The organism is Ornithinimicrobium cerasi, from assembly GCF_003702705.1.
In the GTDB taxonomy this organism is placed as follows: Bacteria; Actinomycetota; Actinomycetes; order Actinomycetales; family Dermatophilaceae; genus Ornithinicoccus; species Ornithinicoccus cerasi.
This window is the reverse complement of record NZ_QZMN01000008.1, coordinates 29,669-52,198: the sequence shown is the minus strand read 5'-3', so window position 1 is coordinate 52,198 and position 22,530 is coordinate 29,669. Positions and strand designations below refer to the sequence as shown.

General features: G+C 72.7%; 18 protein-coding genes. 5 read left to right on the top strand and 13 right to left on the bottom strand.

Going from position 1 to position 22,530, the window contains the following annotated elements; genetic code table 11:
• Positions 1-20 precede the first annotated feature (20 nt).
• From D4B81_RS10505 to D4B81_RS10480, 6 genes are all read right to left on the bottom strand, one after another.
• Positions 21-518 (bottom strand): NfeD family protein, encoded by a 498-nt coding sequence (locus tag D4B81_RS10505; RefSeq protein WP_122262566.1) that lies wholly within the window; start codon positions 516-518, stop codon positions 21-23.
• Between the two features lie 77 nt (positions 519-595).
• Positions 596-2,044: a M16 family metallopeptidase gene (locus D4B81_RS10500; protein WP_122262564.1), complete on the bottom strand. Its 1,449-nt coding sequence runs from the start codon at positions 2,042-2,044 to the stop codon at positions 596-598.
• Positions 2,045-2,084: 40 nt separating this feature from the next.
• Positions 2,085-3,290: a YbfB/YjiJ family MFS transporter gene (locus D4B81_RS10495; protein ID WP_161965117.1), complete on the bottom strand. Its 1,206-nt coding sequence runs from the start codon at positions 3,288-3,290 to the stop codon at positions 2,085-2,087.
• Between the two features lie 146 nt (positions 3,291-3,436).
• On the bottom strand, positions 3,437-4,690 hold the full coding sequence (gene metX, locus D4B81_RS10490; RefSeq protein WP_122262561.1) for a homoserine O-acetyltransferase MetX: 1,254 nt from the start codon (positions 4,688-4,690) through the stop codon (positions 3,437-3,439).
• 2 nt (positions 4,691-4,692) lie between these two features.
• Positions 4,693-6,027, bottom strand: a complete 1,335-nt coding sequence (locus D4B81_RS10485; RefSeq protein WP_122262559.1) for a bifunctional o-acetylhomoserine/o-acetylserine sulfhydrylase — start codon at positions 6,025-6,027, stop codon at positions 4,693-4,695.
• 327 nt (positions 6,028-6,354) lie between these two features.
• Positions 6,355-8,388, bottom strand: a complete 2,034-nt coding sequence (locus D4B81_RS10480) for a beta-propeller domain-containing protein (RefSeq protein ID WP_122262557.1) — start codon at positions 8,386-8,388, stop codon at positions 6,355-6,357.
• A 130-nt stretch (positions 8,389-8,518) separates the two neighbouring features.
• Between D4B81_RS10480 and ald the strand changes: the two genes are divergently transcribed.
• Positions 8,519-9,634, top strand: coding sequence for an alanine dehydrogenase (gene ald / locus D4B81_RS10475; RefSeq protein ID WP_122262555.1), 1,116 nt, complete (start codon positions 8,519-8,521; stop codon positions 9,632-9,634).
• 89 nt (positions 9,635-9,723) lie between these two features.
• On the opposite strand, the gene D4B81_RS10470 is transcribed toward ald, so the two are convergent.
• From D4B81_RS10470 to D4B81_RS18510, 4 genes are all read right to left on the bottom strand, one after another.
• Positions 9,724-10,278: a PspC domain-containing protein gene (locus D4B81_RS10470; RefSeq protein ID WP_122262553.1), complete on the bottom strand. Its 555-nt coding sequence runs from the start codon at positions 10,276-10,278 to the stop codon at positions 9,724-9,726.
• Between the two features lie 160 nt (positions 10,279-10,438).
• Positions 10,439-11,722, bottom strand: coding sequence for a vWA domain-containing protein (locus D4B81_RS10465; RefSeq protein WP_122262548.1), 1,284 nt, complete (start codon positions 11,720-11,722; stop codon positions 10,439-10,441).
• Between the two features lie 419 nt (positions 11,723-12,141).
• A complete protein-coding gene (lpdA, locus tag D4B81_RS10460; RefSeq protein WP_122262546.1) occupies positions 12,142-13,536 on the bottom strand; it encodes a dihydrolipoyl dehydrogenase in 1,395 nt (464 codons plus the stop codon).
• Positions 13,537-13,628: 92 nt separating this feature from the next.
• The gene (locus D4B81_RS18510) at positions 13,629-14,474 is read right to left on the bottom strand and encodes a PadR family transcriptional regulator (protein WP_202613658.1); all 846 of its coding nucleotides are present in this window, start codon (positions 14,472-14,474) and stop codon (positions 13,629-13,631) included.
• A 349-nt stretch (positions 14,475-14,823) separates the two neighbouring features.
• Between D4B81_RS18510 and D4B81_RS10450 the strand changes: the two genes are divergently transcribed.
• From D4B81_RS10450 to ilvD, 4 genes are all read left to right on the top strand, one after another.
• Positions 14,824-16,644: an acetolactate synthase large subunit gene (locus tag D4B81_RS10450; RefSeq protein WP_122262544.1), complete on the top strand. Its 1,821-nt coding sequence runs from the start codon at positions 14,824-14,826 to the stop codon at positions 16,642-16,644.
• Positions 16,645-16,769: 125 nt separating this feature from the next.
• Positions 16,770-17,105, top strand: a complete 336-nt coding sequence (gene ilvN / locus D4B81_RS10445) for an acetolactate synthase small subunit (protein ID WP_097188965.1) — start codon at positions 16,770-16,772, stop codon at positions 17,103-17,105.
• A gap of 103 nt (positions 17,106-17,208) precedes the next feature.
• Positions 17,209-18,246, top strand: a complete 1,038-nt coding sequence (ilvC, locus tag D4B81_RS10440; protein WP_122262542.1) for a ketol-acid reductoisomerase — start codon at positions 17,209-17,211, stop codon at positions 18,244-18,246.
• A complete protein-coding gene (ilvD, locus tag D4B81_RS10435) occupies positions 18,239-19,939 on the top strand; it encodes a dihydroxy-acid dehydratase (protein WP_122262539.1) in 1,701 nt (566 codons plus the stop codon). The genes ilvC and ilvD overlap by 8 nt, the downstream gene beginning before the upstream one ends.
• A 12-nt stretch (positions 19,940-19,951) precedes the next feature.
• Here ilvD and D4B81_RS10430 read toward each other — a convergent pair whose 3' ends face one another.
• The 3 genes from D4B81_RS10430 to D4B81_RS10420 all read right to left on the bottom strand — a co-directional run bounded on the left by D4B81_RS10430 (position 19,952) and on the right by D4B81_RS10420 (position 22,447).
• Complete coding sequence (locus D4B81_RS10430) at positions 19,952-21,160, bottom strand: RNA polymerase sigma factor (protein ID WP_237565938.1); 1,209 nt, start codon at positions 21,158-21,160, stop codon at positions 19,952-19,954.
• A 26-nt stretch (positions 21,161-21,186) separates the two neighbouring features.
• A complete protein-coding gene (locus D4B81_RS10425; RefSeq protein WP_097188910.1) occupies positions 21,187-21,579 on the bottom strand; it encodes a YciI family protein in 393 nt (130 codons plus the stop codon).
• A 103-nt stretch (positions 21,580-21,682) separates the two neighbouring features.
• Positions 21,683-22,447: an NAD-dependent epimerase/dehydratase family protein gene (locus tag D4B81_RS10420; protein ID WP_122262535.1), complete on the bottom strand. Its 765-nt coding sequence runs from the start codon at positions 22,445-22,447 to the stop codon at positions 21,683-21,685.
• Positions 22,448-22,530: the final 83 nt, after the last annotated feature.

Genomic DNA, 22,530 nt, shown 5'->3' with positions numbered 1-22,530 from the left:
TCGGATCGGCTGCACGCGCGTCAGCGGGGGGCGGGGGGCTCCGTGTCGAAGGGCTTGTCCTCGGGGGTGGCCGCGGCGACGACGGCGGTGGCCCCGTCGATCTTGACCACCGTGACGAGGTCGCCGGGGGAGAACTGCTGACCCTCGAGCTCGGCCCTGGCGGTCCACTGCTCGCCGCGCAGCTTGACCAGCCCCGCGCGGTCGGTGACCGGCTCCAGGACCGTGGCGGTCTGACCGATGTGACCCTCGATGCCCATCGGGGCGCCGCGACCCTCGAGGTGCATGTACTTCATGGCCACGGGGCGCAGGGCGAAGACGAACAGGCCGGCGGCGACCGCGAAGACCAGCACCTGGACGACGAGCGGCAGGCCGGCTCCCGCGACGACGGCGGCGACGAGGGCGCCCAGCGCGAGCATGAGGAAGATGAGGTCGAGGGTGGTCATCTCGACGATGCCGAGCGCGAGCGCAGCGCCGACCCACCACAGCCACTGCGGGCTGTTCGCCAACCAGTCGGGCATCCGTGCCCTCCTTCCCCTCGAGGTCCCCCGATCCTACGTGGTGGGTCTGACACCCGGCTGGGCGCACCTGGTACCCGTCAGTGCAGGCTGTCCTCCGGGACCTGGAAGGAGACGTCGGCGGTCCGCTCGTCCAGCACGTCGAAGAGCGCAGCCGTGTCCTTCAGATGGCGGTCGCACAGGTGGAACGAGCGACCGTCACGCAGGTGCACCTCCCGGTCCCGGCTCGTGCGGGCCACCGCGACCACGTCCTCCCAGGCGGCGGCCCAGGTGTAGGCCCTCGCCGTGAGCGAGATGCCGTCGGGGCCCACCACCGCCCGCAGGTCTGACGGCGCGAGGAGGGCGACGGCGCGGCGCCGGAACGCGCGGCCCTCGACCGGGCTGTCCGACGGCGGGTCGGGAACGACCGGCAGACCGGGCAGCGACTCGGGCGTCGCCTCCGGCCCCTCCGTCGGCATGAGCATCAGCGACCCCTCCACCGCGACCCCGGCCCACCGCCGCACCTGGTCCGGGGTGACGCCCCGCAGGTCGTCGAGGACGTCCTCTGGGGCCTGCGGCGTCTCGCCGACAAGGAGCGCCGACGCAGCGGTGAGAAGGTGGTCGGGAACGGCGCGGGGGTCGTGCACGGCCTCGGCGAAGGCACCCACCGCGTGCTCCAGCTCCTCCTCCGACGGGCCGTGGTCCGCAAGTTCCCGCAGGCTGGCCCAGAGCTGCTCGGCCAGTGCCCGTTCCTGTCCCTCCCGGCCGTCCGGCATGTGGGCGACGAGCACACGGTCCCCCAGGTGCAGGACGTCGCCCTCCACGGAGTAGGACATCCCGCGCCGGTGCCGGAGCTCCTGCGTGACGCGGTCCTCCAGGATGGCGCCGAGGAGCCAGGCACGGTCGTCCCGGGGTAGGACGTAGGACAGGATCGGGAACGGCGCCGGGCTGCCGACCACACCGGGCAGCTCGAGCTGCAGAGGCTCGGGGACGACGCGCACGTTGCGGGTGCCGGCGGGCAGCCGGACGTCGAGGTTGCCAGGAACCTCCCCCGAGAAGACCAGCACGGCGTTGTCACGCGAGACGTGACGAGAGGCGTACTCCCGGAGATGCTGCTCGGTGAGGGTGGTCACCGGCGCCGGGCCGCCACCGATCAGGCCGGGACCCTGGGAGCCGAACCGCACGCCGGCGCTCAGACCGATCGCAGGGTGCGCGGACACCCCCGCCTCGACGTCGACGACGTCGAGCTCCCTGGCCAGGTGCTCCAGGGGCAGGTCCCGGAGCGCCTCCGCGATCGCGTTGAGGTGATCGGCCACCGCCCCGGGACGTCCGGTGGCGTGGAAGACGGTGGTGCTGGGAGTCACGGTCGCGTTGTGGTCCAGATGGGTCCGCGGCAGCCGGGTGTGCGCCAGGTGTTCGAGGACGTGGCTGATCTGCGTGGTCCGGGCGGTCTCGTCGAGGGCACCGGCACGGATCATCAGGGCGCCGAAGAGGGGAGCCGCTCCGTCCATCGTCAGGACCGGGATGCCGTGGTGCTCGCTGCGTCGCATGGGGCGGAACTGTAGTCGGGCCGTGACGGAGGACCTCGGGTCAGGCGGCGGCACGCCCCGTGGGCGGCTCCCGCTGGGGCAGGGCCACGACCGCGCCGACGACGAGCAGGGCGGCCGAGAGGACGAGCCCGGCGCCGAGGCTGCCGACCACGTCGGAGAACCATCCCGTCAGCCAGGGCCCGACGGTCTGCCCCACGCCGAAGGCCACCGTCGCGAAGGCCAGGCCCGACGTCCACAGCACCGGCGGCAGCACCCGCCGCACGCCGACGGTCATCGCGGTGACGACCGACAGGAACGTCCCGCCCACCACCGCGGCGGAGAGGAAGAACGCCCAGGTCTGCGGGACGAGCACGGGCAGCACGGTCCCGGCGGCGAGGACGACCATGAGCAGCTGCATGGACCGGACCCCCCCGAGCCGCCCGATCACCGGTCCCCAGACGAACCACCCGGCCGATGCGGCCACGCCCACCACCACCCAGAAGGCAGCAACCGTGCGCAGCCCCACGCCCTGCTCCTGGAGGAAGGCGATGACGAAGGTGAGGTAGGCGATGTAGCCCAGACCGAAGAAGGTGTAGCCGGCGGACAGCCAGCCGACGCGCCCCCTCTCCCAGGTGCGGTGCTCCTCCGCCTCAGGGGGCGCGGGGTCGACGGTGGCGCGCACCGTCACCGCCGCGACCAGCGTCGCCAGCGTTCCCAGGACGGCGAGCGCGACCCAGCCGAGCTGCCAGGCCTGCATCCCGGCAGCGCCCTCGGGTGCTCGGTCGAGGAGCCAGGGCACGAGCAGCCCGGCGACCGTCATCCCGCCTCCCGCCCCGCCGTAGTACAGGCCGAGCAGGAGGGCCGAGCGGGACGGCGCCCCGGCCTCACCCGCGGCCGCGACGAGGGCGGCGCCGAGGAGGAAGGCCCAGGCGCCCCCCACGCCGGCGGCGGTCCGCGCGAGCAGCAGCACGGCATACTCCTCGGTCAGCGCGGTGAGCAGGAGCGCAGCGGTGCACACCCACGCCCCCAGCACGAAGCTGCGGGCGGTGCCGACGCGCCGGGCCATCGGCGCGGTGACGAGGGCACCGACGAGGTAGCCGGCGGCGTTCGCGGTGTTCAGGGCGCCCGCCTGCGACCACGTCCAGCCGAGGTCGGCGCGCATCTCCGGCAGCAGCAGCGCGTAGGCGAAGCGCGCCAGACCCAGCGACAGCAGCGGCCCGGCCGAGAGCGCCAGCGCGACGAGGAGACGGTCGGCGCGGCTGCTCACCCGGTCAGTGTGCACCGCCGCATGCCCCCGTGCCCGGCCGGACCTGTGCACGCCATCCGGGCTTGAGCGCGGGACATATCGCGCGCCCATGTCGCCGTGCCGTGCACAGGTCGCCCCCGGGTGCACGGGTCGGGCGAGGGGCGGGGTCAGTATGCCGCCGCTGTCGGCCGGATCTGGCGCACCGTCCCCGTGCGCGCCGCGGTGCGCGGCTGCGGGTGAGCCGACGGTGGTCGGGGCGGCTGGTTCCCCCGCGGGACGGGCGACGAGTCGAGCGCGCGCCGGATGATCGCGAACACCTGATCGGTCTCGATGAGGAAGGCGTCGTGCCCGTAGGGGGACTCGATGACCGCCAGCTCGCGACAGGCGGGCGAGGACGCCACGACCGCGCCGTCGGCGGGCGGGAACAGCCGGTCGCTCGACACCACGCCGACCGTCAGCTCGGCGGTGATCCGGCGCAGCGCCGCCTCGACCCCGCCGCGACCCCGCCCGACGTCGTGGGAGTTCATCGCCTCGGTGAGCGCGAGGTAGGAGTTGGCGTCGAAGCGCCGCACCAGCTTGCTGCCGTGGTGCTCGAGGTAGGACTGCACGGCATACCTGCCCCCGCGCAGCGGGTCCTCGCCCTCCTGGCCGCCCCGGCCGAACCGCAGGCACAGCTCCTCCGCGGACCGGTAGGTGGCGTGCGCGATCTGCCGGGCGATCGCCAGGCCCTGCCGCGGCCCCGGCCCCGGGTAGTAGTCGCCGCCGTGGAAGGCGGGGTCGAGCCGGATGGCGTGCAGCTGCGGCACCGACCACCCGATCTGGTCGGCGGTGGCGGCCGCGCCCGCGGCGAGCACCACGCACCGGCGCACCCTTCCGGGGAAGGTCACCGCCCACTCGAGCGACCGCATACCCCCGACCGAGCCGCCGACCACGAGCGCGAAGCTGTGGATGCCGAGCCGGTCCGCGAGCAGCGCCTCCGCGCGGACCTGGTCCCGGACGGTGATCGCCGGGAAGGAGGACCCGTAGGGCCGTCCGTCCGGCGCCGGGGAGGAGGGGCCGGTGGTCCCGCCGCAGCCGCCGAGGACCGAGGGCGCGACGACGAACCACCGGTCCGTGTCCAGGGGCCGGCCCGGACCGACGAGACCCGGCCACCACCCGGGGGTCGGGTGGTCCGGCCCGCGCTCGCCGACGACGTGGCTGTCACCGGTGAGCGCGTGCAGGACGAGCACCGCGTTGTCCCCGGCCTCGTTGAGCCGGCCCCAGGTCTGGTAGCCGACGCGCACCCCCTCGAGGAGCTGACCCGACTCCAGGACGAGGTCACCGACCGCCTGGCTGCGGCGGCGCGACGGCGGCGGGGTATGCCGTGCGGGCCGGTCGCCGCCGCCGACCTGCGGCTCCGGACAGGCGGGCTGGACGGCCATGCTCAGGCCGCCTCGGTCTCGGCGGTGACCTGCGCGGCCGCCGCGAAGCCGGTGCCCAGGTCGGCGAGGATGTCCTCGACCCCCTCGATCCCGACGGCGAGCCGCACCAGTCCCGGCGTCACGCCCGCCGCCCGCTGCGCCTCCTCGGTCAGCTGGCTGTGCGTCGTCGAGGCCGGGTGGATGACGAGCGAGCGCACGTCGCCGATGTTGGCGACGTGGCTGTGCAGCTCCAGCGCCGAGACGAAGGCCTTGCCGGCCTCCAGGCCGCCCGCGATCTCGAAGGCGAGGACGGCTCCGGCCCCGCCGGGCAGGTACTTCTGTGCCAGCGCGTGCGAGGGGTGGTCGGGCAGGCCGGCGTAGACGACCCTCTCGACCTGGTCGTGCGCGGCGAGCCACTCCGCGACCCTGCCCGCGTTCGCGACGTGCCGCTCGATGCGCAGCGACAGCGTCTCGATGCCCTGGGCCACGAGGAAGGCGTTGAAGGGGGAGATGGCCGGGCCGAGGTCGCGCAGCAGCTGCACGCGCGCCTTGAGGATGTAGGAGAGGTTGACGCCGAAGATCCCGTCCTTGCCGAGCGCCTCCGCGTAGACGAGGCCGTTGTAGCTGGGGTCGGGCTCGGTGAAGCCGGGGAACCGGTCGTTCTGGCCGTAGTCGAAGTTGCCGCTGTCGACGATCACGCCGGCGATCGCGGTGCCGTGGCCGCCGAGGTACTTCGTCGCCGAGTGCACGACCACGTCCGCGCCGTGCTCGATCGGGCGGGTCAGGTAGGGGGTCGGGATGGTGTTGTCGACGATGAGCGGGACGCCGATCTCGTGCGCGACCGCTGCCACCGCCTCGGTGTCGAGCACCTCGCTGCTGGGGTTGGCGAGGGACTCGCCGAAGAAGGCCTTGGTGTTCTCCCGTGCCGCGGCCCGCCAGGACTGCGGGTCGGTCGGGTCCTCCACGAAGGTCACCTCGATGCCGAGCCGCGGCAGGGTGTGCGCGAAGAGGTTCTGGGTGCCCCCGTAGAGGCTCGGGCTGGCGACGATCTGGTCGCCCGCCCCCGCGAGGTTGAGGATGGCGAGCGTGATGGCGGAGGAACCGGACGCGACGAGCAGCGCTCCGACCCCGCCCTCGAGGTCGGCGATCCGGTTCTCCACGACCTCCTGGGTCGGGTTGGTGATGCGCGTGTAGATGGGGCCGAGCTCGGCGAGCGCGAACCGGTTGGCGGCCTGGTCGGCGTCGTCGAAGACGTAGGAGGTGGTCTGGTAGATCGGCAGCGCCCGGGCGCCGGTGTGCGTGTCGGGGGTCTGGCCGGCGTGGATCTGGCGGGTGGTGAAGTCGGTGTAGGTGCTCATGGCTGCGCGTCCTTCGAGGGAGGGCTGGTGGGGTCTGCAGGGGAGGTGTTCCTCTGCTGAGCCCGCCTCGGCAGCGCAGGTATTGGGGATCCGGTCACCCGGGTGCGTCGCGTCGTCGCGAGAGCAGCTGCGAGGGAGGGCTCAGCAGCTGCGCATTCGGCGACGAGCGGTGGTCATGGGGAAGTTCTAGCAGCGCTCGATGGTCGAAGTCAATTCGGCTGGATGGGCCAGGGGGTACCTGATATCGAAGAATCGACGTCATCGCGCAGGTTCGACCGCAGGTTCATCCTCACGCACGGCGATCCGTCCCGCGATCGGCGGCCAGGGTCACGGCAGGTCGACGACCCACCCGCCCTCGAGCGTCGCCAGGTCGAAGCGGGACAGCCCCTGCCAGCCGAGCGTCCACAGGTCCTCGCCGATGACTATCGTGCGCATCGGTCCCTCGGTCCAGTCGGGTTGCTCCTTGGGCCCGGTGGGGACCCGGCCGCTCTCGCGGAGGGTGCCCTCGCCGACGTCCAGCGCCACCACGCCGCCGAAGGCGCCCGACTCGGCGGGGTCGATCCCGTCCCAGGCGACGTCGGACCACATGGTCAGCGGGAGGAAGACCTGCCCGGTCGCGGGCCAGGAGGTGAACGCGCGGTGGTCGTTCTCCACCGGCGAGTAGCCGTTCGGCCAGGTCAGCACCGCCGTCTGGCGCGGAGCCCCCAGGTCGCGGATGTCGAAGAGCGAGGCCTGCAGGCCCTTGGTCTGCCCGGTGCTCTCGTCGGCGTCCTGCCCGACGCCGAGCAACCAGCCCTCACCGACGGGGTGCAGGTAGGCCGAGTAGCCGGGGATCTTCAGCTCGCCGGCCACCGCCGGGGCGGCGGGGTCGCTGGTGTCGACGAGGTAGAGCGGGTCGGTCTGCCGGAAGGTCACGACCGCGGCGAGGTCGGGGGAGAGGTAGCGGACCGCCCGGATCTGCTCGGTGACCCCGAGACCGTCGACCCGGCCCGTCTCGACCAGCTCGTCATCCTCCTCGCGGAGCATGACGAGCGCGCTCTCGGACTGCTGGGAGGCCCCGGGGGGGTCCATGGTCGTCGCCACCCGCAGGACCCCGTCCTGCTCGTCCAGCGCCCACTGGCTGAGCAGGTGTCCCTCGACGCTGCCCGAGGCGACGTAGGTCGTGGCGCCGGGGTCGGAGATGTCGAAGGTGTGCAGGTCGGTCCGGTTGACCGGCTCGGTGGGCCAGATGGCGTCGACCGCCGGACCCACCCAGCGCCACAGGTCCCACCCGCTCGTCGCCACGACCACCCGGTCGGAGGACGCGTAGACCGTGTCCCCGGAGGCGACGAGACCGCTGCCCGAGGTGGGCCTCGGCGACCCCGAGGCGACGTCGAAGCTCAGGACCGACATCGTCGACAGGCCTGCGGGGTCGCGAGGCCTGGAGATCTCGTCGCAGGCGAGGAGCTGCTCGGTGGAGAGCACCCCGCCGTCGGCGTCGAGGACCTGCACATGGGGCACCCAGTCGTCGATGGTCGTCGAGCGGACGAGGTCACGGTTGGCCTCCTCCGCCGCGGACTCCGCGCCCAGCGAGTTGTCCCGCGGCGTCGTCTGCTCCACCCCCACCGGCTCGGTCACCATGACCATCCGCACCGTGTCGCCGACCATCCGGGCCGACCGGTAGGACCCCTCGATGCGGACCGAGCCCAGGGTCCGGGGCGAGCTCGGGTCGGAGAGGTCGACGGTCATCACGACCGTCCGGGCGGCACCGAACGGGAGGAACCGCCCGTCCACCGGTTGCGCGGAGCCCCACTCCTGACCGAGCACGACGAGCGTGCTCCCGTGCAGGAGCAGCTCGGAGGGCGAGACCTGGTCGCGGCGGCCGGGCATCTGCACCTCGGAGACCACCGCCTCGGTGTCGACGTCGACGACGCGCACGCGCCCCCCGGTCGTGGTGACGATGATCCGGCCGTCGGTCTTCACGAGGTCGGCCTCGTCGATCCCCTCCTCCTGGACGTTGGTGCTCGAGTGCTCCCGGGGCACCGGCGAGTCACCACCGGCCGCCTCGCCCCCGCTGTCCCCACCGCCGGAGTTGTCCTCGACGGCCACTCCCGACCCGTCCCGGCCCATCCCGAAGCCGCCGATCCCGTAGGGAGTCACCAGCTCCAGGGCGTTGGCCTGGTAGTAGGTGAGCAGCCCGCCGCAGTCGTCGAAGTCCGCCAGGTAGCCCACCGGCAGTGCGGTCACCGCGGCCCGCGCGGCCGAGGAGTCCCACGGCCCGGTCGTCACCCCGCCCCCCGGCGGCTCCGGTGTGGCCGAGCATCCGCCGAGCGCGAGGGCTGCGGAGAGCGGGACGAGGACGAGGCTGGTGGAACGAGGCATCAGGGCCTCCTGCCGTGCGGGTGGACGACGTTGTCCGCGGTGTGACGTCCCGGGGGACGCCTCCGTTCCCTCACGGTATAGCGTCGGACGGTCCTCACACCGGGGTGAGGCATGGACGAGGGAGTCTGCGGTGAAGGTCGGCGTTCCACGCGAGGTCAAGGTCCACGAGTACCGGGTGGCGCTCACGCCGCTCGGCGTCCACGAGCTCGTCGAGCACGGTCACGAGGTAGTCGTCGAGGCGGGCGCCGGGGAGGGTTCGCAGGTGGCCGACGAGGAGTATGTCGCGGCCGGCGCCACGATCCTGCCGACCGCCGACGAGGTGTGGGGCGCGGCCGACATGGTGCTCAAGGTCAAGGAACCGGTGGCCGAGGAGTACCACCGGATGCGCGAGGGGCTCACCCTGTTCACCTTCCTCCACCTGGCGGCGGACCGGCCGCTCACCGAGGCCCTCCTGTCCACGAAGGTCACCGCGCTGGCCTACGAGACCGTGCAGCTGCCCTCGGGCGGGCTCCCCCTGCTCTACCCCATGTCGGAGGTCGCCGGCTGCCTGGCGCCGCAGGTCGGGGCGCACGCGCTGATGCGGGCGCAGGGCGGGCGTGGCGTCCTCATGGGTGGCGTCGGCGGGGTGGCGAACGCCAAGGTCGTCATCCTCGGTGCCGGTGTCTCCGGCCAGAACGCCGCCAACATCGCGCTCGGCATGGGGGCGGACGTGACGTTGCTCGACACCGACCTCGACAAGCTCCGGATGTCGTTCTGGCGCTACGACAACCGGGTGCAGGGGCTGGCCTCCTCACGGCTGGCGATCCAGCAGCAGGTCAGCGAGGCAGATCTCGTCATCGGCGCCGTCCTCGTGCCCGGGGCGGCGGCCCCCAGGCTGGTGAGCAACGACCTCGTCTCGATGATGAAGCCCGGTTCGGTCGTCGTGGACATCGCCGTCGACCAGGGCGGGTGCTTCGAGGACACGAGACCCACGACGCACGCGGACCCGACGTACGAGGTGCACGACACCATCTTCTACTGCGTGGCCAACATGCCCGGCGCGGTGCCGCGGACCTCGACCTACGCGCTCACCAACGCCACCATGCCCTACGTCGTGGCGCTGGCCGACCGCGGCTGGGCCGACGCCTGCCGGGCGGACCGGAGCCTCGCGCTCGGGCTGAGCAGCCACGACGGGAAGCTCACCAACGGTCCCGTCGGTGCCGCGCACGACCTGCCGGTCACGGACCTCGAGGAGGTCCTGGCCTGAGACGCACGAGACGCACGACGGCGCCGGTGGGCCCACCCCGTGCGGGGGGTCCACCGGCGCCGGACGGTCGCGGCCCGGGGCCGCGTCCGTCAGCCGTGGGTGTGGGTGGAGAAGTGTCCCTTCTTCTTCAGCACCACGAAGGCCACGACGGCCGTGAGGATCATGAGGGGCCAGCTGTCGAAGACCCAGCTGACGATGCCGAGGGCGGCGAACAGGCCCAGCGCGAGGATGACGAGGGAGCGGGGTCGGCCACCCCTGACGGCCTGCTCGGCGTGGGTGCGTCCACCCTGGTCGGGCAGGACGGCCCAGGCGAGCAGGTAGGCGCCGATGCCGACCCCGAAGAACAGGGCCAGCGCGACCGCGGCCACCCGGACCGCGGTGGGGGAGACGTCGAGCCTCCGGGCGACGCCCGCGCAGACGCCGCCGACGACGCCGTTGACGGAGTCGCGGCGCAGGGGGGCCTTCTGCAGGACGGCGAAGCCGCGGTCCAGGGTCGAGGATCCACCGGGTCCGGCGGGGCCGACGGGGTTCCCGGTCGGCGTGGGGCCGACGGTGGGAGTCGGGCCGAGGACGGGTGGGCGCTGGACGCCCCAGACGTCGTCGACGGTGCCGGGGGCGGTGGTGGGGGGCGTGTGCTCGTTCATGTCTCTACTGTCCTCCCGGGAGGGGGTGGCCGGGCAGCCAGCGGGCTCCCGGACCGGGGCGGGGGACAACCCCCGTCCGGGGCGGTGGGACGGCCCCGAACCCGTCCCACCGCCGGCCGCCCCGACCGGGTGCCGGTCGGGGCGGTCGTCGACGTGCCCCTCAGTTCGGCGGCACCTCGCACAGGACCTCCGCCGTGTTGCCCGCGGCGTCGGTCACCGTCATCATCGCGTCACCCTTGAGCCGCAGCTTCCGGTCGACGGCCCCGGTGAAGGGCACGGCCTGCGGAGTGGCACCGGGCGCTTGGGTGATCTTGAACGTCGTCCCGGAGGGGTAGCCCCCGAAGACCTCTGACGACCCGGTGTCGTGGGCGAAGATGTCCACCGACGGGTCGACGTTGTCGCTCGCGAAGACCTGGAAGAAGCCGTCCGGGTTGCCGCCCTGGGGCATCCGTCCGGCCGGGTTCGGCCCCTGCCCGCAGGAGACGGTGGGCGGGGTGACGTCGTTGACGTCGATCGACACGGTCTGGGTGAAGCCGTCGCCGCCCGGTTCGCCGTTGAGCGTGAAGGCCACCTCGCAGGAGAGCGTCTCGCCCTGCGGGGCGTCGGCAGCGAGCGTCAGCGTCTCCTGGAACTCGGCGTCGGTGCCGCTCGTGACCGTCTGGGTCGCCGGCTCGAGCGTGGCGGTGAGGCCGGGGTCGCAGGTGGCCGTGGCGCCGACCTCGACCGGCAGCGCCGAGAGGCCGTCGAGGATCGCCTGGGAGAGCTGGTCGGCGCTGACTCCGGTGGTGAGGGCCCCACCGGTGGTGCCGGTGATCCGGGTGGCCTGCCCGGTGAGGTCGAGGCGGTTGGCCCCGACGCTGACGGCGAGCACCCTGGCCCCGACGTCCGCGAGCGAGGCGGTGGCGTCGGCCTCGGTGTGGCCGCCGCTCGGGTCGTGGCCCGGCGCGTCACCGAACCACACGACGATGCGCGAGGAGCCGTCCCGGAATGACACCGCGTCACCCCCGTCGCCGATCTCCCACAGCGCGTTGAGCTGCGCCTCCGGCTCGTCGCCGCCACCGCACAGGCCGATGCCGTTCACGGCCGCCACCGTCGTCGCCGTGCTGGCGCTCAGGTCGCTGTGCAGGACGAACGGGTCGGGCTCCGGGAAGTCGCAGTAGCTCGCCACGGCCCACTGGGCGTCGGGCTGCGCCGCCGCGACGGTGCCGATGATGGCCGCCATGTTGGTCTTGACGTTGTCGATGGCACCGAACATGCTGCCGGTGCGGTCGACCATGAGCACGATGTCGGGTCTGGGCGGGATCTCCGGGGTGGTGACGGTCTTGGTGATGGTGACCGAGGCGCCCGGGTCGAGGGCGTCGGTGTAGCTGATCGGGGTCGACGTCGGCGGAGGCCGCGCTCGTCCCGAGGGCGAATGTCGCCGCGGTCGCGACGGCGACCGCACGCAGGGACAGGTTCATGGTTCTCCTTGCTGAGCGGCACGGCCGCAGGCCGCGCCGGATGAGGTGCTTCTCCCGAGACGCCTGGCCCGCAGACCGGCGGAACGTCCGCCCCTCGCGCGCACGTCCCCGAGCTGTTCCCCTGTCGTGGCGCGCGTCCCTTCCGGGCGGCAACGGCACGACTGTAGACCCGCACGGTGCTTCCTGACCAGGGTCCACGTGCGAGGGCTCGACCTCTCACGCAGCTCACCCGCAGGTCGCTGACCTGCGACGATGGCTGCATGGATACCGCCTGGCGGATCCGGTGTCAAGAGGCACAACTACGGGGGCCAGGCTGGCGCGCGCGAGGTGAGGCGCGGCATACCCCGGACGACGAAGGACCCCCGCGCCCTCGGGGAGGGGGCGGGGGTCCGGACCGTCCGGCTCAGTAGTTGATCATGTGCCCGGCGATGCCGTGGACCGCTTCCTTGACGGCCTCGCCCAGCGTCGGGTGGGCGAAGACCACTCGCGAGAGCTCGTCGGCGGTGAGGTCCCAGGTCTGGGCGACGTTGATCGCCGGCAGGAGCTCGGTGACGTCCGGCCCGATGAGGTGGGCGCCGAGGATCTCGTTGTGCTCCGCGTCGGCGACGATCTTGGCGAACCCGACCGCGTCGCCGAGGCCCTGGGCCTTGCCGTTGGCCGTGAACGGGAAGGTGGCGACCTTGACCTCGTGCCCGGCGTCCTTGGCCTGCTGCTCGCTCAGACCCATGGAGCCGATCTGCGGGTGGCAGTAGGTGGCGCGGGGGATGAATCGGTAGTCGATCGGCATCGTCTCGGCACCGGCCAGCGTCTCGGCCGCGACGATGCCCATCGCCTCGGCGACGTGCGCGAGCATCAGCTTGGCGGTGACGTCGCCGATGGCGTAGACGCCGTCCACGTTGGTACGCATGTAGTCGTCGATGGCGATCGCGCCACGGTCGGTCAGCTCGACGCCGGTCGTCTCCAGGCCGAAGCCCTCGACGCGGGGTGCGAAGCCGATCGCCGAGAGCAGCCGGTCGGCCTCCAGCACCTCGGTCGTGCCGTCCTTGCTGACGGTGACCTTCACCCCCGACCCGGTGTCCTCGACGGACTCCACCTTCGTGCCGGTGCGCACCGCGACGCCGAACTTCTTGTAGTGCTTGGCGAGCTCCTTGGAGATGTCGGCGTCCTCGGCGGGGACCATGCGGTCCATGAACTCCACGATGGTGACGTCGACGCCGAAGTTGGCCATGACGTAGGCGAACTCGACGCCGATCGCGCCGGAGCCGGCGATGATGATCGAGCCGGGGAGCTCCTCGTCGAGGATCTGCTCCTCGTAGGTCACGACGTTCTTGCTGACCTCCACCCCGGGGAGCATCCGGGTCACCGAGCCGGTGGCGAGGATGAGGTTGTCGAACTCCAGCTGCTGGGTCTTGCCGTCGTTGAGGGCCACGTCCATCGAGGTGGGGCCGGTGAGGGTGCCCCAGCCGTCGATCTCGGTGATCTTGTTCTTCTTCATGAGGAAGTGGACGCCCTTGACGATGCCGGCCGAGACCTGGCGGCTGCGCGCGAAGGTGGGGCCGTAGGACATGGTCGCGTCGCCCTCGATGCCGTACTTCTTCTTCTCGTGCGTCAGCGTGTGGGCGAGCTCGGCGTTCTTCAGCAGCGCCTTGCTGGGGATGCAGCCGACGTTGAGGCAGACACCGCCCCAGTACTTCTTCTCGACGACGGCCACCTTCTTGCCCAGCTGGCTCGCGCGGATCGCCGCGACATACCCGCCGGGTCCGGCGCCCAGGACAACAACGTCATAGTGATCGGCCATAGGGGCCAGTATTGCCGACCCGCGGGGGCTCCGCCCCGGTGGACCCCCACGGGTCGGCAGCTGGTCCCGGCTGAAGCCGGTATGGCGTGGGCTCAGTCCTCGACGATCTCGCCGTCGGTGATCTCCTCGCCCTCCTCACCGGTCCAGCCGGTGGCCTCGTCCTCGTCCTTGGCGACCTCGGCCTCGGCGAGCATCCGGTAGAGGTCGCGACGGGCACGGTCGAGAACCTGGGCGGCCTCGGCGGTGAGCTCGTCGTCACCGGCCTGACCGACGGCCTGGGTGGCCATGGCCACCCCGCCGAGGGCCTTCCACAGGGTGCCACCGGTGCGACGGGAGCCGCCGCCGTGGCGCCCCGGCCCGCCGAAGCCGCGCCCGGGCCCGCCGTGGTGGGCGTGCCCGCGCGCTCCGCGCCGCTCGGCGCGGTCCGACCACGGGTCCTCCGGCTCCTGGCCCGTCTGCCCGCCCCACAGCAGGGAGGGGCCGTTGCCGGCAGCCTCGCGACCCGCGTCGGTCAGCTGGTAGGCCTTGCGGCCCTCCGTCTCCACCTGCTCGACCAGGCCCTCGTCCTCCAGCTGGGCCAGGGCGGGGTAGATGGCGCCCGAGCTGGGCGTCCACGCCCCGTCGGTGGCCTCGGCGATGCCCTGCATGAGCTGGTAGCCGTTGGAGGGGCCGCGCTCGGCGAGCAGCTCGAGGATCGCGCTGCGCACGTCTCCGCGGCGTGCGCGACGACCTCCCGGTCGCGGACCTCGCCGCTCTCCGGACCAGCCCGGTCCGGAGCTGCCCAGGTTGAACCCGCCCACGCCGGGCCAGCCGCCGCTGGTCCCGAACGGACCCTGCGGCCCGAAGATGCCTCCGGGACCGAGGGGGCCCCGGGGACCGAACGGACCTTCCGGCCCGAAGAACTGCTCGGGGTCGAAGCCCCTGCCGCGCTGCGTCATGTGTCTCTCCTTCGATGGTGCGGCACAGACCGTCCCGGTGCCGCGATGAAGTCAAGACTGACATGATGTGTAGCGATACGTCAACGATATATCGACAAGCGCATAGTTGTGCGCTTCCTCACATATTCATGCAATTCTTCCCGAAGGGGTTGACGTCGGGGCCACCGTCGGCCAGAGTGACGTCCATGCAGCACCTCGCCCTCGTACTTATTACCCCGGGACGCGCCACGGCCTAAGTCCACGCCGAGACGCGTCCTCCCCTCGTTTGCCCCACCGGGCCGAGGGGTTTTTTGTTGCCCGACCCTCACCAAGCCTCCCCACCACCCCCCCACACGGCAGGACCACACACATGACCGCCACCCACGTCAGCAGCGAGAGCATCGCCGACGGCGCCACGACCGTCGCACCGGGGACCACCGGCGGCGTCGTGGTCGGCGCCGACCGCAGGACGGGCGCCCAGGCGCTCGTCGGAACCCTCGAGCGGCTCGGGGTCGAGCACATCTTCGGCCTGCCCGGGGGCGCCGTCCTCCCGCTCTACGACGCGCTCTACAGCTCTGACCGGATCCGCCACATCCTGGTGCGGCACGAGCAGGGGGGCGGGCACGCCGCCCAGGGGTACGCAGCAGCGACGGGCAGGGTGGGCGTGTGCATGGCCACCTCCGGGCCGGGAGCCACCAACCTCGTCACCCCGCTCGCCGACGCCAACATGGACTCGGTGCCGATCGTCGCCATCACCGGCAACGTCGCGAGCACGGCCATGGGCTCCGACGCCTTCCAGGAGGCCGACATCCGGTCGATCTCCATGCCGGTCACCAAGCACTCCTTCCTCGTGACCAACCCCGACGAGATCGCGGCGACCATCGCCTCCGCCTTCCACCTGGCCGCCACGGGCCGCCCCGGTCCGGTGCTCGTCGACGTGACCAAGGACGCGCTCACCGCGCTCGCCGACGAGTCGCTGCTCCAGCTCCCGATGCCCGGTTTCCGTCCGCACAGCACCCCCGCCCCGCAGGCGGTCAGGGACGCGGTCGAGCTGATGATGAAGGCCCGCCGGCCGGTGCTCTACGTCGGCGGCGGCTGCCTGAGGGCGAACGCCTCGGAGGAGGTGCTGCGCCTGGCCGAGCTGACCGGCATACCCGTCGTCACGACGCTCATGGCCCGCGGCGTCTTCCCCGACAGCCACCCGCAGCACATGGGGATGCCGGGCATGCACGGCAGCGTCGCCGGCGTCGCCACGCTGCAGAAGTCGGACCTCATCATCAGCCTGGGCGCGCGCTTCGACGACCGGGTGACCGGTGCCAAGCACACCTTCGCCCCCGGGGCCACGATCATCCACGCCGACATCGACCCGGCCGAGATCGGCAAGAACTTCCCCACCGAGGTCGGGCTGGTCGGCGACGCCCGGGACACCATCCGGCAGCTGGTCCTCGAGTGGACGCACCGCACGGCCGCCGGGGCCATGCCCGACTACGACGCCTGGGTCGAGCGCTGCCTCGGCTGGAAGCGGCGCTACCCGCTGGGCTACGAGACGCCCTCGGACGGTGCGCTCGCCCCGCAGCTGGTCATCGAGCGGCTCGGGAAGATCTCCGGGCCGGACACCGTCTTCGCCGCGGGCGTCGGGCAGCACCAGATGTGGGCCAGCCAGTTCATCACCTACGACCGTCCGCGCCACTGGCTCAACTCCGGCGGGCTGGGGACGATGGGGTATGCGGTGCCCGCCGCCATGGGCGCCAAGGTCGCCCTGCCGGACACCACCGTCTGGGCGATCGACGGCGACGGCTGCTTCCAGATGACCAACCAGGAGCTGGCGACCTGCTCGGTCGAGGGCATCCCCATCAAGGTCGCCATCATCAACAACGCCGCCCTCGGCATGGTCCGCCAGTGGCAGGCGCTCTTCTACGCCGAGCGCTTCAGCGCCTCCCAGCTGCCCTCGATGCAGATCCCGGACTTCGCCACCCTCGCCCAGGCCTACGGCTGCGTCGGCCTGCGCTGCGACCGGCCCGAGGACGTCGACCGGACCATCGAGGCCGCGATGGAGGTGGACGACCAGCCCGTCGTCGTCGACTTCCGGGTGAGCAAGGACGCGATGGTCTGGCCGATGGTCCCCGCCGGCACCAGCAACGACGACATCCAGCACGCGCGGGACGTCCGCCCGGAGTACGGGGAGGACTGATGACCCTGCTCTCCCCCTATCCCCCGCCGGCGCCGGAGGTACCCACCCCGCCCACGGCATACCGGTCCAGCACCCGACCCACCACCCGACCCACCGCCGCAGACCCAGCACAGAGAGGCACCACCATGACCACTCCCTCACCCGGCCGCCAGGCCCTGTCCGTCCTCGTCGAGAACAACCCGGGCGTCCTCGCCCGCGTCTCGGTCCTCTTCGCCCGCCGCAACTTCAACATCGACCACCTCGTCGTCGGCCCGACCGAGGACAGCAAGGTCTCCCGGATGACGATCGTCGTCAACGTCAGCGCCGAGCAGCTGCACAAGGTCACCAGCCAGCTCGACAAGCTCGTCGAGGTCATCCACATCGAGGAGCTGGCCGACGCGGACGCCATCCGGACGCGCCTGTGGGCGATCAACGACAACGGCCCCCGGCCGGTCGGGGCGATGGCCGCCGCCGCCTTCTAGACCCGCTCGAGGGGCTCCGCCCCCCGAGTTCCCCCCCGAACGGGGCTGCGCCCCGGAGCGCCCCCCGAGTCCTGACACGAACGAACGAGCACAGGAGTTGCCCATGGCCACGATGTACTACGACGACGACGCCGACCTGTCCCTCATCCAGCAGCGCACGGTCGCGGTGCTCGGCTACGGCAGCCAGGGGCACGCGCACGCGCTGTCGCTGCGCGACTCGGGGGTGGACGTGCGCGTCGGGCTCGCCGAGGGGTCGCAGAGCCGGGCCAGGGCGGAGGCGGAGGGCCTGCGCGTGGTGACCCCCGCCGAGGCGTGCGCCGAGGCGGACGTCATCATGATGCTCGTCCCGGACCACGTGCAGCGCCACGTCTACGCCGAGGCCGTCGAGCCGCACCTGTCGGCCGGCAAGGCGCTGTTCTTCAGCCACGGGTTCAACATCCGGTTCGGCTACATCACGCCCCCGGCCGACGTCGACGTGTGCATGGTGGCGCCGAAGGGCCCCGGTCACCTCGTCCGGCGCGAGTACGTCGACGGCCGCGGCGTGCCGGTGCTCGTCGCGGTGGAGCAGGACGCGACCGGCCACGCCAAGGCGCTGGCGCTGTCCTACGCCTCGGCCATCGGCGGCCTGCGCGCCGGCGGGATCGAGACGACGTTCACCGAGGAGACCGAGACCGACCTGTTCGGCGAGCAGGCCGTGCTGTGCGGCGGCATGAGCCAGCTGGTGCAGTACGGGTTCGAGACCCTCACCGAGGCCGGCTACCAGCCCGAGGTCGCCTACTTCGAGTGTCTGCACGAGCTCAAGCTCATCGTGGACCTCATGTACGAGGGCGGGATCGCCAAGCAGCGCTGGTCGGTCTCGGACACCGCGGAGTACGGCGACTACGTCTCCGGCCCGCGCGTCATCGACGAGCGCGTCAAGGACAACATGCGGGCCGTCCTGGAGGACGTGCGCAACGGCGCCTTCGCACGTCGCTTCATCGAGGACCAGGACGCCGGGGCACCGGAGTTCACCGCGCTCCGCGAGAAGGGGGCGGCTCACCCGATCGAGGCCACCGGAAAGGAGCTGCGCGGGATGATGGCCTGGGTCAAGGGTCACGAGGCCGACAGCGACTACGTCGAGGGGTCGGCCGCCCGTGGCTGAGATCGACGTCAAGCCGCGCTCCCGCGACGTCACCGACGGGCTGGAGAAGACCGCGGCGCGCGGGATGCTGCGCGCGGTCGGCATGGGCGACGACGACTGGGTCAAGCCCCAGATCGGGGTGGCGAGCAGCTGGAACGAGATCACCCCCTGCAACCTGTCCCTCGACCGGCTGGCCAAGGCCGTCAAGGACGGGGTGCACGCCGCCGGGGGCTACCCCCTGGAGTTCGGCACGATCTCGGTCTCCGACGGCATCTCGATGGGCCACGAGGGCATGCACTACTCCCTCGTGAGCCGGGAGATCATCGCCGACTCGGTCGAGACGGTCATGTCGGCCGAACGCCTCGACGGGTCGGTGCTGCTCGCCGGCTGCGACAAGTCGCTGCCCGGGATGCTCATGGCGGCGGCCCGTCTGGACCTGGCCTCGGTCTTCGTCTACGCCGGCTCGATCCTGCCCGGACGCGCCCGGCTCTCCGACGGCTCCGAGCGCGAGGTGACGATCATCGACGCCTTCGAGGCCGTCGGCGCGTGCGCCGCCGGGCTGATGTCGCGCGAGGACGTCGACGCCATCGAGCGGGCGATCTGCCCGGGCGAGGGGGCCTGCGGGGGGTTCTACACCGCCAACACGATGGCGGCCGCGGCCGAGGCGCTGGGTATGTCGTTGCCCGGCTCCGCGGCGCCACCCGCCACCGACCGGCGCCGGGACGGGCATGCCCGCAAGTCCGGCGAGGCCGTCGTGCGGATGCTCGAGCAGGGCATCACCGCCCGACAGATCCTCACCCGGGAGGCGTTCGAGAACGCCATCGCGGTGACGATGGCCTTCGGCGGCTCGACCAACGCGGTGCTGCACCTGCTGGCGATCGCCCGCGAGGCCGAGGTGCCGCTGACCCTGGACGACTTCCGGCGGATCGGTCGGAAGGTGCCGCACCTGGCGGACGTCAAGCCGTTCGGCCGCCACGTCATGGTCGACATCGAACGGATCGGCGGCATCCCGGTCGTCATGCAGGCGCTGCTGGACGCTGACCTGCTGCACGGTGACGTGCTCACGGTGACCGGCCGCACCCTGCGCGAGAACCTGGCCGACCTCGGCGCCCCGCCGCTGGACGGCACCGTGCTGCGCACCCTGGACAACCCCATCCACGCCACGGGCGGCCTGACGATCCTCGAGGGCAGCCTCGCCCCCGGCGGGGCGGTGGTGAAGTCCGCGGGCTTCGACTCCGAGGTGTTCCGCGGGACCGCCCGGGTCTTCGACGGCGAGCGCGGGGCCATGGACGCCCTCGAGGACGGGACGATCGGGGCGGGCGACGTGGTCGTCATCCGCTACGAGGGCCCCAAGGGCGGACCCGGGATGCGCGAGATGCTCGCGATCACGGGGGCCATCAAGGGCGCCGGCCTGGGCAAGGAGGTCCTCCTCGTCACCGACGGCCGCTTCTCCGGCGGCACCACCGGGTTGTGCGTGGGCCACGTCGCCCCGGAGGCGACCGAAGGCGGCCCTGTCGCGCTCGTCCAGGACGGGGACGCGATCGTGCTCGACGTGGCGAACGGCCGGCTGGACCTCGAGGTGGACGAGGCCGAGCTGACCCGCCGTCGGGAGGCCTGGTCCCCGCCCGAGCCCCCGGCGCGGGCCCGCCGCGGCGTGCTGGCCAAGTACGTCCGCCTCGTCGGTCCGGCGTCGGAGGGCGCGGTCACGTCCTGAGCGGCGGACGCCTCAGAGGTCGGCGGCGAGCCGGTTGAGGTAGCGCTGCTCGGGGATGCTCCTGGTCAGGCTGGCGGCGCGGAGGAGGTCGGCGCGCGCCTCCACCGCCAGCCCGGCCCCGGCCAGCATGTGACCCCGGGCGGCCAGGAGGCGGTGGCTGCCCGGCGGCATACCCTCGAGGACCGCGAGCCCGGCGAGGGGGCCGTGCACCTCCGCCGTGGCCACCGCCCGGCCCAGGCTGACGGCCGGGGTGGGGTCGACCCGCTCGAGCATGTCGTAGAGGACCAGGATCTGGGCCCAGTCGGTGTCCCGGGCGTCGGCGGCGTCGGCGTGGACGGCGGCGATGGAGGCCTGGAGCTGGAAGGACCCCACGTAGCCCACCGGGAGCGCCCGCTCGAGAACCTGCACCCCCTCGACGATCAGGTCGCGGCCCCAGAGCCGGCGGTCCTGCCGGTCGAGGGGCACGAGGTCGCCGGAGGCGGTGAACCGGGCGGCGCGGCGGGCCTGGGTGAGCAGCAGCAGCGCCAGCAGGCCGGCGTTCTCCGGGTCGCCCGGGCACCGGCGGCACAGCTCCCGGGCGAGGTGGACGGCGGTGGTCGTCAGCGTGCCGTCGCTGGACCCCGGACGGCTCCGGGCGGCGTGCCCGGTCGTGTAGATCAGCGAGACCGCCTGACGCACGGCCGGGAGGCGACCGGCCAGCGTGCGCGCGTCCGGGTGCGCGAAGCGCGCGCCCGCCTCGCGCAGCGTCGCCTTGGCGCGGGTGATCCGTCGGGTGGTGGTGGCCTCCGGCACGAAGAACGCGTCGGCGATCTCCCGGGTCGTGAGCCCGCCCACGGCGCGCAGCATCAGCGCGACCTGCGAGGAGGGGGAGAGGCTGGAATGGGTGCACAGGACGAGGAGGTCCAGGGTGTCGTCGCCCCGCCCGGCGTCGTGGTCCTCCGTGCCGGCGCGGGGCGAGGGGGCGACCCCCTCGTCGACCCGGTCGAGCCGGGCCGCCCGCTCCTCCCGTCCCCGTCGCGCCGTGTCCGCACGGACCTGGTCGACGACCCGCCGCGAGGCCACCCGGACCAGCCAGCCAGCGGGGTTGTGCGGCACCCCGTCGCGCGGCCACTGCTCGGCGGCGGCCAGGAGCGCCAGCTGGAGGGCGTCCTCGCAGTCGTCGAAGCTGCCGTGCCGGCGCAGCAGCGCGGCGAGGACGTGCGGCGCCTCCCGGCGCCACACGACCTCGAGCGCCTCGGGTGCCGTGCTCAGCTGCCGTTCCCCCCGCCGTCCATGACGGGCCGCAGCTCGACCGTCTCACCGGGCCCGGAGAACAGCCGGGCGATCTCCTCGGCCCGCTCGTGCGACTCGACGTCGACGAGGAAGAACCCGGCGAAGTGCTCCTTGCCCTCGGCGTACGGCCCGTCGACGACGACCCGCTCGCCGTCCTTCCAGCGGAAGAGCCGCGACGTGCTGGGGGCGCCGAGCGGCTCCGCGTGGACGAACTCGCCCCGGGCCATGACCTCGGCGAAGCCCTCCTCGAAGTTGCGGTCGAGCTGCTCCCGCTCCGCCGGGGGGACCTCCTGGTGCTCGGGCAGGAACTGGGCCGTGGGGTGGCCCCAGGGCTGGGGGTTGGAGTGGATGAGGATGACGTACTTCATACCTGTCCCTTCGGTGCGCGGATCGTGGGTGGGGGGCTCGTGGCCTCCACCAGCATGTCGGGGCCGACCTGCCGTTCCGGACACGGCGGTCGCCCGGGGTCGGTCAGGCCTCGGGCCACCCAGGTGGCGGCCGGTGCCCGCCGGGCCGCACGCTCTCCTCCTGCCCCGCGGCGTCGTGCCACCGGTCGCGGGGGCGGTAGCCGAGGTCGACCATCGTGTCGGTCATGTCCCACCGCCGGTTGGCGTTGTCGGAGGTCGCGTAGTAGATCCCGAACCGCACCGGGGCCTCGACCGCGCAACGGAAGACCTCGACGGTGTCGCGCTCGCTGAGCCACATCGCCTGGAGCAGCTCCTCCCGGGCGGCGCCGTGGTCGCCGGTGGACCACCCGACGCGCAGCACGAGGACCTCCAGCCCGAACGCGTCGTGGTAGTAGCGACCCAGCGTCTCGCCGACCACCTTCGACACCCCGTAGGGGGAGTCCGGCCGCGGGGGCATCGAGCCGTACACCGGCCACTGCTCGTCTCGGTCGTACATCCCCATGGCGTGGTTGGAGGAGGCCAGCACGACCCTGCGCACCCCCGCCTGCCGGGCCGCCTCGAGCACGGTGCGGGTGCCGACGATGTTGAGGTCCAGCACCGTCTCCCAGTCCGCCTGCGGTGAGGCCGCGCCGGCGAGGTGGACGACCGTCTCCACGCCGTCGAGGACCCGGGTGCAGGCGGCGAGGTCACGCACGTCCAGCGGCGCCACGCCCGCGTCCGGCCCGGCTCCGGGGTCGACGTCGGTGAGCATCAGGTCGTACCGGTCGGCCAGACCCTGGGCCAGGGTCCGGCCGATGATGCCGGCCGCGCCGGTGATGAGGACCTTCACCCCGCGACGGTATGACGCGCGCGCCCCCTCCGCATCCCGCGGGCCGTGCGCGGCAGGCGCCAGCGCGCCGGTCGCAGGATGAA